This window comes from Streptomyces sp. SPB162, from assembly GCF_029504575.1.
Lineage (GTDB): Bacteria > Actinomycetota > Actinomycetes > Streptomycetales > Streptomycetaceae > Actinacidiphila.
Map to the genome: position 1 here is coordinate 1,639,055 of NZ_JAQFII010000001.1, position 15,626 is coordinate 1,654,680.

At 72.4% G+C, this 15,626-nt stretch carries 13 protein-coding genes and 1 tRNA gene; 5 read left to right on the plus strand and 9 right to left on the minus strand.

Annotated features, from left to right (window positions below):
* Nucleotides 1-365: 365 nt before the first annotated feature.
* A complete protein-coding gene (locus M2266_RS07635) occupies nt 366-1,415 on the minus strand; it encodes an LLM class F420-dependent oxidoreductase (RefSeq protein ID WP_277437470.1) in 1,050 nt (349 codons plus the stop codon).
* Nucleotides 1,416-1,552: 137 nt separating this feature from the next.
* Here M2266_RS07635 and M2266_RS07640 point away from each other — a divergent pair, with 137 nt between their 5' ends.
* Nucleotides 1,553-2,533 (plus strand): aldo/keto reductase, encoded by a 981-nt coding sequence (locus M2266_RS07640; protein ID WP_277437471.1) that lies wholly within the window; start codon nt 1,553-1,555, stop codon nt 2,531-2,533.
* Between the two features lie 269 nt (nt 2,534-2,802).
* Nucleotides 2,803-4,935 carry an ATP-dependent RecD-like DNA helicase gene (locus M2266_RS07645; RefSeq protein WP_277441099.1) on the plus strand — a complete coding sequence of 711 codons (2,133 nt, stop codon included), beginning with the start codon at nt 2,803-2,805 and terminating at the stop codon, nt 4,933-4,935.
* A 227-nt stretch (nt 4,936-5,162) separates the two neighbouring features.
* On the opposite strand, the gene M2266_RS07650 is transcribed toward M2266_RS07645, so the two are convergent.
* Nucleotides 5,163-5,771 carry a hypothetical protein gene (locus M2266_RS07650; protein WP_277437472.1) on the minus strand — a complete coding sequence of 203 codons (609 nt, stop codon included), beginning with the start codon at nt 5,769-5,771 and terminating at the stop codon, nt 5,163-5,165.
* Between the two features lie 47 nt (nt 5,772-5,818).
* Between M2266_RS07650 and M2266_RS07655 the strand changes: the two genes are divergently transcribed.
* A complete protein-coding gene (locus M2266_RS07655) occupies nt 5,819-6,007 on the plus strand; it encodes a DUF5703 family protein (RefSeq protein ID WP_138353264.1) in 189 nt (62 codons plus the stop codon).
* Nucleotides 6,008-6,118: 111 nt separating this feature from the next.
* On the opposite strand, the gene M2266_RS07660 is transcribed toward M2266_RS07655, so the two are convergent.
* The 3 genes from M2266_RS07660 to M2266_RS07670 form a co-directional block, all read right to left on the minus strand.
* Complete coding sequence (locus M2266_RS07660) at nt 6,119-7,153, minus strand: chaplin family protein (protein WP_277437473.1); 1,035 nt, start codon at nt 7,151-7,153, stop codon at nt 6,119-6,121.
* Nucleotides 7,154-7,328: 175 nt separating this feature from the next.
* Nucleotides 7,329-7,562 carry a chaplin gene (locus M2266_RS07665; RefSeq protein ID WP_277437474.1) on the minus strand — a complete coding sequence of 78 codons (234 nt, stop codon included), beginning with the start codon at nt 7,560-7,562 and terminating at the stop codon, nt 7,329-7,331.
* Nucleotides 7,563-7,694: 132 nt separating this feature from the next.
* Nucleotides 7,695-9,032, minus strand: a complete 1,338-nt coding sequence (locus M2266_RS07670) for a M20/M25/M40 family metallo-hydrolase (protein WP_277437475.1) — start codon at nt 9,030-9,032, stop codon at nt 7,695-7,697.
* A gap of 208 nt (nt 9,033-9,240) precedes the next feature.
* Between M2266_RS07670 and M2266_RS07675 the strand changes: the two genes are divergently transcribed.
* Nucleotides 9,241-9,325 (plus strand) — tRNA-Leu (locus tag M2266_RS07675).
* A 160-nt stretch (nt 9,326-9,485) separates the two neighbouring features.
* On the opposite strand, the gene M2266_RS07680 is transcribed toward M2266_RS07675, so the two are convergent.
* Nucleotides 9,486-10,958 carry an SDR family NAD(P)-dependent oxidoreductase gene (locus M2266_RS07680; RefSeq protein ID WP_277437476.1) on the minus strand — a complete coding sequence of 491 codons (1,473 nt, stop codon included), beginning with the start codon at nt 10,956-10,958 and terminating at the stop codon, nt 9,486-9,488.
* Between the two features lie 234 nt (nt 10,959-11,192).
* On the opposite strand from M2266_RS07680, the gene fahA reads away from it, so the two are divergent.
* Complete coding sequence (fahA, locus tag M2266_RS07685) at nt 11,193-12,440, plus strand: fumarylacetoacetase (protein WP_277437477.1); 1,248 nt, start codon at nt 11,193-11,195, stop codon at nt 12,438-12,440.
* Between the two features lie 66 nt (nt 12,441-12,506).
* Here fahA and M2266_RS07690 read toward each other — a convergent pair whose 3' ends face one another.
* The 3 genes from M2266_RS07690 to M2266_RS07700 form a co-directional block, all read right to left on the minus strand.
* On the minus strand, nt 12,507-13,472 hold the full coding sequence (locus M2266_RS07690; RefSeq protein ID WP_277437478.1) for a pirin family protein: 966 nt from the start codon (nt 13,470-13,472) through the stop codon (nt 12,507-12,509).
* 77 nt (nt 13,473-13,549) lie between these two features.
* Nucleotides 13,550-13,723 (minus strand): hypothetical protein, encoded by a 174-nt coding sequence (locus M2266_RS07695; RefSeq protein WP_277437479.1) that lies wholly within the window; start codon nt 13,721-13,723, stop codon nt 13,550-13,552.
* A 112-nt stretch (nt 13,724-13,835) separates the two neighbouring features.
* The gene (locus M2266_RS07700; protein WP_277437480.1) at nt 13,836-15,605 is read right to left on the minus strand and encodes an acyclic terpene utilization AtuA family protein; all 1,770 of its coding nucleotides are present in this window, start codon (nt 15,603-15,605) and stop codon (nt 13,836-13,838) included.
* Nucleotides 15,606-15,626: the final 21 nt, after the last annotated feature.

A 15,626-nucleotide genomic window follows, 5' to 3' on the forward strand; every position in this document is an offset into this window, starting at 1 on the left:
TGGTGGCGCCGCAGATGCCGGGACCTGGGCAACATCATGCACGTTCCATCTCAGACGAATGATCGGCCGGACGGGACCTAGTTGCTCTGGCCAACTGGCGGTGTCCGCCCGGAGGGCGGGCCCGGCGGCGTCTGGTGCGTGCGATCGCACGGCGGAGGGTCGCCCCTGTACTGGACGTACTGGAGTGAGCCCGACAACTCGCGGCACCCCCAGCGGTAGCTGGGGGAGAGCGTGCGTGCCAGGCGTCGCCGGGCAGGCGCCAGTTTGAAGACACGCCCGAGGGCTTACGTGGCACCGGGGGAACGACACCGGCCCCGGACCCCTTGCGGGGCGGGGCCGGCGCTTGCGCCCGGGTGGGAGCGCCGTTACGCGAGGCCCGCGCGCTCCATGGCCTCGACGCCCGCGCGCAGCGCGGCCACGCGCTCGTCGAGCGTCCAGCCGGCCGGAGTGACGGTCAGGGTGGTGACACCGGCGGCCGCGTACTCCTGCATCCGGTCCGAGATCCGCTCGACCGGACCGAGCAGGCTGGTGCGGTCGATCAGCTCGCGCGGGATCGCGGCGGCGGCGCCGTCCTTGTCGCCCGCCAGGTACTTGTCCTGGATCTCGGCGGCTTCCTTCTCGTAGCCCATGCGCTGCGCGAGCCGGTTGTAGAAGTTCTGCTTCCTGCTGCCCATGCCGCCGACGTACAGGGCGGTGTAGGGGCGGAAGATGTCGGCGAGCGCGTCCACGTCGTCGCCCAGCGCGAGCGGCAGGGTCGGACAGACGTCAAAGCCCTCGAGGGTCTTGCCGACCTTGGCGCGGCCCGCGCGCAGCGGGGCCAGCGAGGTCTCCTCCATGTTCTCGGCGGCGCAGAAGAGCGTCAGCGCGCCGTCCGCGATCTCGCCGGTCTGCTCCAGGTTCTTGGGCCCGATCGCGGCGATGTACAGCGGGATGTGCTCGCGCACCGGGTGCACGGTGAGCTTGAGCGCCTTGCCGGGGCCGTCGGGCAGCGGCAGCGTCCAGTGCTCGCCCTCGTGGGTGAGCCGCTCGCGGGCCATCGCCTTGCGGACGATCTCGACGTACTCGCGGGTGCGGGACAGCGGCTTGTCGAAGCGCGTGCCGTACCAGCCCTCGGAGACCTGCGGTCCCGAGACGCCGAGGCCCAGCCGGAAGCGGCCGCCGGAGAGCGAGTCGAGGGTGGCGGCGGTCATCGCGGTCATCGCGGGGGTGCGGGCCGGGATCTGGAAGATCGCCGAGCCGATGTCGATGCGCTCGGTCTGCGCGGCCACCCAGGAGAGCACGGTCGGAGCGTCGGAACCGTACGCCTCCGCGGCCCAGCAGACCGCGTAACCGAGCCGGTCCGCCTCCTGGGCGACGGCCAGGTTGTCCGCGTCCATCCCGGCGCCCCAGTAGCCGAGGTTGATTCCGAGCCGCATGCCGCTCCCCTTACTGCTGCCTTACTGATGAGTAACGTCTCTGTCACTCCGGACTTTAGCGCCAAGGCGTGCTTCGCGCGCCTGTCGGGTTCGTCACGGCTGCCCAATCAGCCACTTCACCAGTAATCTCAGCGGTCATGGAACAGAGATACCTGGGGCGCACCGGCTTGCGCGTGTCGCGGCTCGGCCTGGGCACGCTCACGTGGGGGCGGTACACCGGGGAACGTGACGCGGCGGACCAGCTGAAGACGTTCTGGGAGGCGGGCGGCACGCTCGTGGACACCGCCGACGTCTACGCGGACGGCGGCGCGGAGTACCTGCTCGGCCGGCTCCTCGACGACTTCGTCCCGCGCGCGGACCTGGTCATCGCCACCAAGGCGGGCAGCGTGCCCGATCCCGACCGGCGCTTCGACTGTTCCCGCGGCCACCTCCTGTCCGCCCTCGACGCCTCCCTGCAACGGCTCGGCACCGACTACGTCGACCTGTGGCAGGTGCACGCCTTCGACCCGGCCACCCCGCTCGACGAGACGCTGCAGGCCCTCGACATCGCCGTCACCTCCGGCCGGGCCCGGTACGTCGGGGTGTCCAACTACTGCGGCTGGCAGCTGGCCAAGGCCGCGACCTGGCAGCGAGCGGTGCCCGGCCGCACCCCACTGGCGAGCACGCAGATGGAGTACTCGCTGCTGCAGCGCGGCATCGAGCGCGAGGTGCTGCCCGCCGCCCTCGACCTGGGCATCGGGCTGCTGCCGTCCTCACCGCTGGGCCGGGGCGTGCTCACCGGCAAGTACCGCACGGGGACCCCTGTGGAGTCGCGCGGCGGCTCGGAGGAGATGGCGGCCTTCGTCGACCCGTACCTCGACGACACCGCCCGGCTCATCGTCGACGCCGTCAGCACCGCGGCCGACGGGCTCGCCGTCCGGCCGATAGACGTCGCGCTGGCCTGGGTCCGGGACCGGCCGGGAGTGACCGCGCCCATCGTCGGCGCGCGCAACGCGCAGCAGCTGGCGCAGGCATTGTCAGTGGAGGCCCTTAGTCTTCCGGGGGAGATCTGCCAGGCGCTGGACGACGTGTCGGCGCCGCTGCACCGCTACCCGGATCACGACTGGAGCACGCTCTGAGCGAGCCCGGTCGGGGATCCGCCGCACCACGCCGCACCACGGAGGCCCACGTGACCGAGGACCGCACCGACCAGGACGTCGCGACGCCCGGCGCCGACGGGCAACCGCCCACGGCTCCTGCCCGCCTCGCCGAGACGGAGCGGGCCGAGGAGCGGGTCATAGACGATGCCGCCGCTCCGCTCGTCCGCGCACCGGCCGCCGGGGCGGGCGCTCGGGCGGGCGCTCGGGCCGCCAAGCCCGCGGTCGACCTCGCGGACCTCGCCGCCGCCATGCGCTCCATCGAGCGCGGCGACAACCCCGCGGCCCCCGCGCCCAAGGGTGACGCCGCGGAGGCCCGCCGCAAACGCCGTGACGCGATGGCCGCCGAGGCGGCGAAGCTCCAGGCCGCCGAAGCGGCGGCCGCGGAAGGCGTGCAGGTGCCGGCGGCGGAGGCGGCGGAACCGGAGGCGGATTCCGAGCCTTCCGGTGCGGTCGAGGGCGTCGAGGACGCGGAGGAGGCGGCGGAGGCACCGGAGGCACCGGAGGCACCGGAGGACACTCCTGCGGCCCCCGACGACGCACCTGAACCCGTCACGGCTCCGGTTCCGGACCCGGTTGCCGCTCCGACCGTCGCCGCTGAACGGCCCCCGCGGGAACGCGAGCGGCCCACACCGGAACCGGTCCGTCGCGCGCGGTTGCCGGTCGTGTACGACCCGGCCGCCGTCGAGGCGGTGCGCAGCGTGCTGGCCGAGGGCGGGGCGCCGGCGGAGCTGGCCGAGCCCGCGGTGGCGGCGCTCGGTGAGCGGGCGGCGCAGGCGCTGCGCGAGGACCCCTGGCAGGTGCTGTCGCTGGCCGGCGTGCGGGTCGAGCACGCCGATGGCTTCGCGCGGGCGCTGCTCGGCGGCGCGTGCGGGCCCGACGACGAGCGCCGCGTGCGGGCGCTGGTCGTGTGGCTGTTGGAGCGGGCCGCCGAGCAGGGGCACACGGCCCTCGAATCGTCCGTGCTGCGCGCCGCGCTGGAGAAGCAGGCGGTCTCCGACGCCGAGGAAGGACTGAGCGCCGCCATCGCAGAAGGCCGCGTGCTGGTCTTCCAGGACACCGAGGACGTCCCCGGGGCGAAGCCCGCCACGGCGGACGAGGGGGATGAGGGGCCGCCGGTCCGACTGCTGCTCGGCCTCGACCGGTACGCGCTCGCCGAGGAGAGCCTCGCGGACGGCCTGGACCGGCTGCTCAAGACCTTCGAAGGGGACGACCTCGAGTGGGAGTCGGCTGCCTCGGCGGCGGCGTCCCCGTCCGCCGCCGCGCTGATCCGCGCCGCCGCCGTCAGCGGGCTGGTCACGCACACCGGTGGCGAGGCGGCCCGCGCGGAGCCGGTCGCGCTGGTCGCCGCCGCGAGGGAGCTGGGGCTGCGCGCCTACGCCGCCGCGTACACCGCGGAGGGCCGGCGACGGCTCGCCGCGCACCTCGGCGAGGACGCCGCCGTCACCGTCGCGGGGCTGCTGTCCGGGCAGGAGGGGCCGGGCCGGGAGGCCGACGGGAGCCTGGCGCTGGACGTGCTGGCCGTGCTGGACGCCCCGCAACTCGACGTGGAGCTCTCCGCGACGCTCGTCGAGGCCGTTCCCGACGGTGCGCGGCTGGTCCTCAGCGGGGACCCCGGGGTGCTGTGGTCGGCCGGGCCCGGCCGGGCCTTCGCGGATCTGCTGGCGGCGAAGACCTGCCCGCAGGTGGCGTCCCGTACTCCGGACTTCGGGCCCATCGGCGAACTGGTGTCGGGGATCGGCATCGGGGAGCTGACCGCGGTGGAGGCCCCCGACAAGGAGGTCGTCATCGTCCCCGTCCGCGACCCCCGCGAGGCGGTGCACCGCACGGTGCAGCTGGTCGCCGACTCGGTGCCGCGCGCCATCGGGGTGGCCGCCGCGGAGACCCAGGTCATCACGCCTGGCCACGGCGGCGCCGTCGGTACCCAGGTGCTGAACACGGCGCTCAAGGAACGGCTCAATCCCGGCCCCGGCCGGTTCGGCGGCTTCGACCCGGGTGACCGGGTGGTGTACGCGCCGGAGCCCGGTCTGGCGCTGCCCGGCACGGTGCTGTCGGCCGACCCGGAGGGGTTGAACCTGGACTGCGCGGGCACCCCGGTCCTCGTACCACGCGACGAGGTGGCGGCACTGCGGCACGGATGGGCGATGACGGCGCAGCAGGCCGCCGGGCTCCGCTGGCCCGCGGTGGTCGTCGTGCTGCCGGGCGACGCGGTGCAGGCGCTGACCCGGGCGTGGGTCTACACGGCCTTCGGTCGGGGCGAACGCCACCTGTCGGTGGTGCAGGGTGTCGAGCAGGGCCTGGCGCAGGCGGTGGCCGGCATTCCGGCGAAGGACCGTACGACCCGGCTGCGTTCGGTGCTCCGCGAGCAGGCGACGGCCGAGTGAACCCGGGCCGGGGCGGGGCGGTGACCCCCGCCCCGCGCCGGCCGCAGGTCCTCAAGGGTGTGGCGAAAGTCCCGCCGGGTCCGCGACGCCTGGCACGCACGCCTGCTGCGTTGTCGGGATCGTCCAGGTACGTCCGGTACGAGGACGACCCTCCGCCGTGCGGTCGCCCGCACCGGACGCCGCGGACCCCGCCCTCACGGGCGAACGGCGCTCCTTCGCAACACCCTTTAGTTGTCCGGGTCGAGCGCGCTCAGCTCGTCGTCGAAGACCGAGCTGACGTCGAACCGGCAGATGATCAGTTGGGGGTCGGCCTGGTCGAACGGGGCGGCCAGCCAGTCCCCCGCCTCGACGGGCTCCGCGGCGGAGACCCACAGGGTCGAGTCGCCCTCCTCGAGCCCGAACTCCTTGTGCCGCTGGGCGATCTCGTCCGGCTCGTACTCACCGAAGAGGATGCCGACGGCCGCGTTCACCCCGGTGTCCGGTCCGGAGTCGGCGTCGGCGACGCGCCGGGCCTGCAGCAGCAGCCGCTGCGGCTCCACGATGCTGTAGTCGCGGCGGATGAGCACGCTGATGGCGGCGGGTTCGTCGGACCCCGCGTACTCGGGCAGCGTGTCGCCGGATGGGACCTCGAAGGGTGTGACCTCGTCATAGGCGTCGTACAGCAGCTCGTCGTAGGCCTCGGCGGCCGCGGCGAGATCGTCGAAAGCGGTGTACACCGCGGGGTCGTCCTCTCCCGTCCGGTTCTCGATCGCCTCGAGGTGGCGGTCCAGCGCGGCTTTGACCGCCTCGGCGGCGGCACGTACCTCGGCAACGGTGGGCTGCACGTCATCAGACATGGTGCAGACGCTATCCGCACCGGGGCGTTGCCCGCACAATAGATGCGATGCCGGAATACGAATTCACAGAGATGTACGTTCCCCGGGGTGTCTCCCGGAAGGACGCGACGCGACTGCTGACCGACCACGCGGAGTACGGCCACTGGGAGTTGGACCGGCTACGCCTCTACCCCGACGGGAGCCGCCGGGTGCGGCTGCGCCGCCGCATCATCCGCCAGGTCAGAGCGACCTGGTGAGCTGACATCCTGCACAGCACATGAATGGGACCCCGCGACCGCGGGGTCCCATCGAGTCGTGCGCTGAGCCGCGCGGCCGTCCTGCGACGGCTTGGCGCGGCTCCCTCCCCGTCAGCGACGGGCGGCGCGGCTACGGCGGTAGAGCATCCCGCCACCGAGCAGCAGCGCGGCACTGGTCGGCAGCGCCATCCCGAGCGGCCCGGCACCGGTGGCGGCCAGCTCAGCGGTCGGAGCCGCGTGACGCGGGGCCGACGCGTAGTGGTGAACCGCCGGCACGGCGGGGTGGGAGTGGCCGACGCCGGGGTGACCCGGGGTTCCGGGATTACCGGGGGTGTTCGGGTGCGTGGGCTGGCCGGGGTGACCGGGGTTACCGGGCTGCCCCGGAGTGCCCGGGTTGCCGGGCGTTCCCGGGTTGCCGGGGGTACCGGGGTTGCCGGGCTGACCCGGGTGCCCAGGGTGACCAGGCTGGCCCGGGTGACCGGAGTGACCTGGCCGGCCCGGGGTCCCCGGGTTGCCGGGGTGACCCGGGTGCCCGTGACCCGGATTCCCGGGGTGGCCCGAATGCCCAGGATTTCCCGGGTGACCCGGGTGACCCGGGTGCCCGTGGCCGGGGGTCCCCTGGTGCCCGCCGGGGTGTTCCACGCAGTCGTCAGCGTCACCGGGCCCGTGACCGTGACCGTGACCGTGCGGCGCGTACTGGTCCTCGTTGACGCAGCCGTTGCCCATCGCGGGGTTGAGCACGCCGATCACGCTGACGCTGTTGCCGCACGCGTTGACCGGAACACCGATCGGGACCTGCGCCGAGTTGCCGGAGAGAACACCCGGCGAGTGCGAGGCACCGCCGTGCGCCACAGCGCCGGAAGAACCGGCTCCGGGTCCGCGTCCGCCGCGCCCCCCGTGGACCGAGGTGTTCGCGCAGTGGTTGCCCATCGCCGGGTTCAGCAGCCCGATGACGCTCGCCGTGTTCCCGCACACATTCACCGGGACGTGTACCGGCACCTGGACGTTGTTGCCGGAGCCGACGCCCGGCGAGTCGGACGTGGTACCGACGGCACCCGAGTCCGCAAACGCGAAGCCGCTGCCGGCGGCGATTACGCCGCTCGTCGCGACCACGGTGATCAGGCCCTTTTTCGCGACCTGTCGCATAGCCTTTCCCTGCCTTCGCTCTCAGTGAGTCCTCGGGGTCGCGGCCCCGGGAAGGGAATCGGACGGCTGTGAAGTCCTCGTCCGGTTCCCCCGTAAATACCGAGGGGCCCCGGAGCGCGGAAATAAGCACTCCGGGGCCGACCCGGATCAGGCCCTCAAAGGGCCGGAGGAGACGTCAGTTGTTGACGCAGGCGTTCCCGAAGGCGGGGTTCAGCAGGCCGATCACGTCGACCGTGTTGCCGCAGACGTTGACCGGGATGTGGACGGGAACCTGGATCAGGTTGCCCGAGAGCACACCCGGGGACCCGACAGCAGCACCCTGCGCGCCGGCGTCCGCAGCGGCGAGGCCCGCGCCGGCGAGCACGAGACCACCGGAGACGGCAACAGCGGCGACAATCTTCTTGATCATGGTTTCCTCCTAGTTCGAAACGCGGTCCCCAGCCGCGGACCGCACAAGTCGTAACGACCCCGAAGGAAACGAGCTACGAGACGGCGAGAGCTTTCACCCGTCTCAGTTCGATTGCGACAGATGGTCGAATCGTCAGCAGTTTTCGATGAAACGGTCCAGCACTCGAACGCCGAACTGCAGCCCGTCGACCGGAACCCGCTCGTCCACGCCGTGGAACATGCCCGCGAAATCCAGCTCCGGCGGAAGCTTCAGCGGCGCGAATCCGAAGCACCGGATTCCGAGGTCGTCGAAGGACTTCGCGTCCGTCCCGCCGGACAGGCAGTACGGCACCGCCCGCGCGATCGGGTCCTCTGCCTTCAGCGCGGCCTGCATGGCGTCGACCAGGGCGCCGTCGAAGTCCGTCTCCAGCGCCTTGTCCGAGTGCACCGACTCGCGCTTCACCCGCGGGCCGAGGATCCGGTCCAGGTCGGTGAGGAACTCCTCCTCGTAACCCGGCAGGAAGCGCCCGTCGACGTGCGCCGTGGCCTGGCCGGGGATCACGTTCACCTTGTAGCCGGCGCCGAGCATCGTCGGGGCGGCGGTGTTGCGCAGCGTGGTGCCGATCATCTTGGCGATGCCGCCGAGCTTCGCCAGCGTCGCGTCCATGTCCTCCGGGTCCAGCTCCGTGCCGAGAGCGTCCGACAGCTCGTCGAGGAATCCGCGGACCGACTTGGTCATCCGCACCGGGAACTTGTGCCGGCCGAGCCGCCCGACGGCCTCGCAGAGCTCGGTGATCGCGTTGTCGTTGTTGGTCATGGAGCCGTGCCCGGCCGTGCCGTCGACGGTGAGCCGCATCCAGTGCATGCCCTTCTGCGCCGTCTCCACCAGATAGAGCCGCAGGTTCTCGTTGACGGTGAACGAGAAGCCGCCGACCTCGCCGATCGCCTCCGACACCCCTTCGAAGAGGTCCGGGTGCTTGTTGACGAGGTACCGCGCGCCGTAGACGCCGCCCGCCTCCTCGTCGGCCAGGAACGCCAGCACGATGTCGCGCGGGGGCTTGCGGCCGCTGCGCAGCCGGTCGCGCACCACCGCCAGCGTCATGGCGTCCATGTCCTTCATGTCGACGGCGCCGCGCCCCCACACACACCCGTCGGCGATCTCGCCGGAGAACGGGTGGTGCGTCCAGTCGTCGGCGTTCGCGGGCACCACGTCGGTGTGCCCGTGGATCAGCAGCGCCGGCCGGGAGGGGTCCTCCCCCGCGATCCGGGCGACGGTGGACGCCCGCCCCTTGTGCGACTCGAAGATCTGCGGTTCGAGACCGACCTCGGCCAGCTTCTCGGCGACGTACTCGGCCGCGGCGCGCTCGCCGGGCCCCGAGTGGTCCCCGTAGTTGCTGGTGTCGATCCGGATCAGATCCCGGCACAGGTCGACGACCTCGTCCTCACCGGTGATCTTCCTATCGCTCCCCGCGCCCGAAACGGACTCGCTCACGCTGTCTCCTCGTCCCTCACGCACTCCCGCGCCCGCGTAGAACGGCCACGGCGGATTCCACTCCCCATACTCCCCCGCCCACCCCCACCGCCCAAGAGCCACCCACCCCGCGTCATGATCCCGTCACACCTGCACGCGTGATCGAGCCCCTGGGATCTTTGCTATGGTTTACCTCGTCGCCGCAGCCGAGAGGCCTGCGGTACACCCGGTCCGGGTGGCGGAATGGCAGACGCGCTAGCTTGAGGTGCTAGTGCCCTTTATCGGGCGTGGGGGTTCAAGTCCCCCCTCGGACACTTGTGAAAGACCCTGGCGACGGGGTCTTTTTTCATGTCCTGACTTCCCGGCCGCCCGCTGTGGGGTCAGGCCGCCGCAACCTTCCGGCCCGCCGCGTACACACCAGAAGCCCCCGGCGAGGCTGTGGCCTCGCCGGGGGCTCCGCTCATGGGGCGGGGGTTACCAGGCGGCGGGGGCGTAGTCCTTGAGGAAGCAGCCGTAGAGGTCTTCGCCGAGTTCGCCGCGGACGATGGGGTCGTAGACGCGGGCGGCGCCGTCGACGAGGTCGAGGGGGGCGTGGAAGCCCTCCTCGGCGAGGCGCATCTTGTCGGGGTGGGGGCGCTCGTCGGTGATCCAGCCGGTGTCCACGGCGGTCATGAGGATGCCGTCCGTCTCCAGCATCTCCTGGGCGCTGGTGCGGGTGAGCATGTTCAGGGCGGCCTTGGCCATGTTGGTGTGGGGGTGGCCCGGGCCCTTGTAGCCGCGGCTGAACTGGCCTTCCATCGCCGAGACGTTGACGACGTACTTGCGCCGCGCGGCGGCGGCGGCCATCGCCGGGCGCAGCCGGCTGACGAGGACGAACGGCGCGGTGACGTTGCACAGCTGGACTTCGAGGAGTTCGAGCGGGTCGACCTCCTCGACGCGCTGGATCCAGGTGTTGCTGGCGTCCAGGTCCGGTACGAGGCCGCCCGCGTCGATGGCCGTGCCGGCCTCGATGCGGGCCGGGGTCGCGGAGCCGGTGGTCAGGGCCAGGGCCGTGATCGACTCGGGCGTCAGCACGTCGTGACCGGACGAGGACGGGCCGGGCAGGGCGATCTGCGCGCCGCTGCCGAAGTGGCCGAGCACGGTCCTGGAGGGCAGTTCGCCGGCCGGCAGCGGGGCGAGCTCCGCGGCGACGAGTTCCGCGTAGGCGCGGGGGCTGCGGCGGACGGTCTGCGCGGCGTTGTTGATCAGGATGTCGAGCGGGCCCTCGGCGGCGACCTCGTCGGCGAGGGCGATCACCTGGGCGGGGTCGCGCAGGTCTATGCCGACGATCTTCAGTCGGTGCAGCCACTCCGCGCTGTCGGGCATCGCCTTGAAGCGGCGGACCGCGTCGTTCGGGAAGCGGGTGGTGATGGTGGTGTGCGCACCGTCGCGCAGCAGACGCAGCGCGATGTACATGCCGATCTTCGCGCGGCCGCCGGTGAGCAGGGCGCGGCGTCCGGTGAGGTCCGTGCGCGCGTCGCGACGGCCGCGGTTCTCCCTCGCGCAGGGCGGGCAGAGCTGGTGGTAGAACGCGTCGACCTCGACGTAGCGGGTCTTGCAGATGTAGCAGGAGCGGGGGCGCTCCAGGATCCCGGCGATCTCCGTCGTCGTGGACGTCGTGAGCATGTTGCCCAGCGTCTCGTCGTCGATGCGGTCGGCCGCGCCGGTGGCCGTGGCCTCGGTGACGGCCTTGTCGTTCGCCGTCTTCGCGGCTCGGCGCTCCTGGCGGCGGCGCTGCTTCACGGTGCGGTAGATGCCCGCGGTGGCGCGACGTACGGCGATGGCGTCGGGGTGGTCGACGTCCAGCTCGTCGAGCTCCGCGAGCACGCTCAGGCAGAGCTCCAGGCGCGCCGGGTCGATGCCCGCGGTATTCTCGCGCCGGGTTTCCGTCTGTTCACTCGCTGTCATGCCGTTGCTGCCTTACTGGATCGTCTGTTCCGTCCCGAGTCCACCCGAGTCAGGCGGAACTCTACGTACGCACGTGTAGCACCACCAAACTCGAGACGGTCGGCGGCCCCCGGATGCACGGTCGGTGCGCGGACCGACACGGAGGGTCGCCATTCCGCACGTCCGCGGCCCCCGTGTCCGGCCCTTGAGACGCGGGATAGTCTCGGAGCGTTTCGTTCTCTCCCTGGAGGCCAGTTGAGCGCCAGCAGCCCGCTCACCGTCCCGGACGACTCCCCGTTCGGTGTGCACAACCTGCCGTACGGCGTCTTCACCACCGCCGAACAGCCGGAGCGGCGCCGGATCGGCGTCGCCATCGGTGACCACGTTCTCGACGCGGGCGCCGCGGCCCGCGCGCTCGGCCGGCTCGGCGAGCCCGGCTTCGGCGCGCTCGACGCGCCCTCGCTGAACCCGCTGCTGGCCGCCGGCCGGCCGGTCTGGACCGCGGTACGTGCCGCGGTCACCCGGTGGCTGACGGACGACTCGCTGCGCGCGACCGTCGAGCCGTGCCTGGTGCCGCGTGCCGACGTCACCCTCCACCTGCCGTTCGAGGTGGCCGACTACGTCGACTTCTACGCCTCGGAGCACCACGCGACGAACCTCGGCCGCATCTTCCGGCCCGGCTCCGAGCCGCTGACGCCCAACTGGAAGCACCTGCCGATCGGCTACCACGGCCGTTCCGGCACGATCGTCGTCTCCGGCACCCCGATCACCCGCCCGTCCGGGCAGCGCAAGGCGCCGGCCGACGCGGTCCCGGACTTCGGCCCGTCCCGCCGTCTGGACATCGAGGCGGAGCTGGGCTTCGTCGTCGGCACGCCGTCCGAGCTGGGCAGCCCGGTCGCGCTCGCCGATGCCGCCGAGCACGTCTTCGGCGTCTGCCTCGTCAACGACTGGTCCGCCCGCGACCTCCAGGCGTGGGAGTACGTGCCGCTGGGCCCGTTCCTCGGCAAGTCCTTCGCCACGTCGGTCTCGCCCTGGATCGTCCCGCTGGACGCGCTCGCCGAGGCCCGCACCACCCCGCCGGAGCGGGACGTCGAGCCGCTCCCGTACCTCGACGACCGGGACGCCGCGGCCGAGCCCTCCGGCTTCGACATCGCCTTCGAGGTCCGGCTCAACGGCCATGTCATCTCGCGGCCGCCGTTCGCCGCCATGTACTGGACGTACGCGCAGATGCTCGCCCATCTGACGGCCAACGGCGCGTCCCTGCGGACCGGGGACCTCTTCGCCTCCGGCACCATCAGCGGTCCTGAGCGCGAGACGCGCGGCGCGCTCATCGAGCTGACGTGGAACGGCCGGGAGCCGCTGAAGCTGGCGGACGGCACCGAGCGCGCGTTCCTCGACGACGGCGACGAGGTCGTCATCACCGCGACCGCCCCGGGCCCGAACGGCACCCGCGTGGGCTTCGGCGAGGTCGCGGGACGGATCGTCCCCCGCCCCACGGCCTGACACACCCGGCCGCACCATCGCGCCCGCTGGACGACGTCCCGACGTCGCCCGGCGGGCGCGGGCGGTTCAGCGCACCCGTCCCCGTGGCTTCAGGGGCACAGGCGGCAGTTCGGGAGCCGCGAGCGGAGCGCCGTCGTAGCCCTTCACTTCGCCGAAGCGGGAGCTGTTCATCCAGTCCGCGCGGGCCTGCGCGATATCCTCACCCGACCGCCCGATGAAGTTCCACCACATGACGATCTTCTCTTCGAAGGGCTCGCCGCCCAGCAGCATCAGGTCGCTGTCCACGTCCGCGCGCAGCGCGAGTTCGCGGCGGCCGCAGCCGAGGTAGAGCATCGAGCCGGGGGCGAGGCGTACGCCGTCGACCTCGGTATCGCCGGACATCGTCAGGGCGGCGTACTCGAAGTCGGGGTCGAGCGGCAGGCGGGTGTCGGTGCCCGCTGCCAGGGCGAGGTCGGCGCCCAGCAGGGGGGTGTGGACCGTGCCGGGTGAGACGGCGCCGTCCAGTTCGCCCAGGATGACCGTGGCGCGCAGGCCGCCGCCCGTGACGACCGGCAGGTCGGCGTGGTGCTCGAAGGTCGCGGCGGTGTTGCGGTGGGCGTCCGGCAGGGCGACCCAGAGCTGGGCGCCGTGCAGGAGCCGCGGGTGGTCGCGCGGGGATTCCTCGGAGTGCGAGATCGCCCGGCCCGAGGTCATCAGTCCCAGCTCGCGGGGGCGTACGGTCTGCAGGCTGCCGAGGCTGTCGCGGTGCAGCACCTCGCCGTCGTGCAGCCAGCTCACCGTCTGCAGCCCCATGTGCGGGTGCGGCGGCACCTGCATCCCGGACTCGCGCGCGATGTCGTCCGGTCCGTAATGATCGACGAAGGCCCAGGCACCGACCATCCGGCGGCCCAGGTTCGGCAGCAGGCGCCGTACTTCGGTGCTCTCGCCGAGGGTGACGGTGCGCCCGGTGAGGAGCTCGCGGACGGGCTGGGCCGAGACGTCGTCGCGGCCGCCGCACACGGTCGGTGTGGGCTTCACATCGAGGTTGCTCATGCGCCGATCATCCCGCACCGGGGCCGACAGCCTGTGGGCGCCGGCCGTCCGGCGGCTCAGATGGCCGGGTGCACGCCTCAGATGGCCGGGTGCACTCCGTGGACCAGGTCCATCGCCTCGCTGGTGTAGCGCTCACGGACGCTGAGGTCGAGGTCGGGGAAGTAGTCCTTGAGCCGGGCGACCACCTGCTGCTCGGATTCGTGGCAGTCGCGCAGCAGGAAGATCGCTTTGTGCAGGATCGACTGGTCCATCGGAGTGCCCCCCTCAAAACGCCCACGCGCCTCGTGCCGTGAGCCGCTTTCCACGGTACGCAGCACACCGTCAGCACTTGGGCAAAGAGGTCTCAGCGCCGGGCAAAGCAACCTACGCACCAGGCAAAAGATCCATGGGAATGTCGACGGGGCGGGCCCGCAGGTACTCGCCCAGGCTCTTGGCCTGCGGGTCGGGGCGGGTGGACGCGGCGACGCCCTCGCCGAGCAGGCCGTGCAGGACGAAGTTGAGGGCGCGCAGGTTGGGCAGTTCGTAGCGGACGACCTCCAGCTCCGCGGCCTCCGGGAGCAGCAGTCGCAGCTCGTCGACGCCGAGGTGGGCGCGGAGCCAGGCGTACGACTCGTCGCTGCGGGCCCACAGGCCGATGTTGGCATCGCCGCCCTTGTCGCCGGAGCGGGCGCCCACCAGCCGGCCGAGCGGCGCCCGGACGGTGGGGCCCGCCTTCGCCGGGCCCCCCTCCACCGGACGCGGTGCGGAGACGGGAGCGGGCCGCTCCCTGCACGCCCGCGCCACCGTCGGCGGGCGCGGCACGTCCAGCCGGGTGCCGTCGGCCAGTACGACCTCCGGCGTGACCTCCGCCGCGGCGACCAGCGCGGGCCAGTAGACCCCGTACTCGGTGGGCCGCGGGGACGCCTGCTCCAGATAGAAGCCGGGGTAGCTCGCCAGCGCCGTGCCGGCGACCGCGGTGAACAGCGCGCGGCCGACCTTGTCGCGGTCGGGGTCCTTGACGGTCAGCGTCAGCCGGGCGGTGTCGGCCGCCGGGCGCTCCATCCGCAGGTCGAACGCGTCGAAGCGGTCGGCGCCGCCCGTCGCGTCGAGCAGGGACGCCTCGGCGAACCGCGCCTTGGCCTCGATGTCGAGGCCGGTCAGCACGAAGGTGGCGCTGTTGCGGAAGCCGCCGAGGTGGTTGAGGCAGACCTTGAGGGTGTCGGGCGCGGGCTCGCCGCGGGTTCCGGTGACCAGGACGCGGTCCGGGCCCTCCTGCTCCAGTCGCAGGGTGTCGAAGCGGGCCACGACGTCGGCGTTCAGGTACTCGGGCCGCTCGATCTCGTACAGCAGCTGCGCCGTGACGGTGTCGACGGTGACCGCGCCACCGGTTCCCGCGTGCTTGGTGATGACGCAGGACCCGTCGGGGCGCATCTCGGCGATCGGGAAGCCGGGGTGCACGGGGTACTCGATCTCGGTGAAGAAGGAGAAGTTGCCGCCGGTGGCCTGGGCGCCGCACTCGATGATGTGGCCCGCGGCGACCGCCCCGGCGAGCCGGTCCCAGTCGTCGGGCGCCCAGTCGAAGGCCCAGGCGGCCGGCCCGGAGACGAGCGCGGCGTCGGTGACCCGGCCGCAGATGACCACGTCGGCGCCGGCGCGCAGCGCGCGGGCGATGCCCCAGCCGCCGAGGTAGGCGTTGGCGGTGACGGGCTCGATCCCGGAGTCGGCGAGCAGCCGGCCGGTGGACAGGTTCGCGAAGCCATGGCCCTTCTCGCGCAGTTCCGGGAGCCGGTCGAGGAGGTCGTCGCCCTCCAGATGGGCGATGACGGGGTGGAGGCCGCCGAGTGCGGCCAGTTCGCCGAGTTTCGCGGCGAGCCCGGCCGGGTTGAGACCGCCCGCGTTGACGACGATCTTGATGCCGCGTTCCAGACAGGTGCCGAGCACGTCGTGCATCTGGGCGAGGAAGGAGACCGCGTAGCCGGCGTCCGGGTCGCGCTGCCGTGCCTTCCACAGGATCAGCATCGTCAGTTCGGCGAGGTAGTCGCCGGTCAGTACGTCGATCGGACCGCCTTCGACCATCTCGCGGGCGGCGGAGAGCCGGTCGCCGTAGAAGCCCGAGCAGTTGGCTATACGCAGGACGTCGAACGGTGCCGGCATGGCGGTCACTCCTGGTCGGTG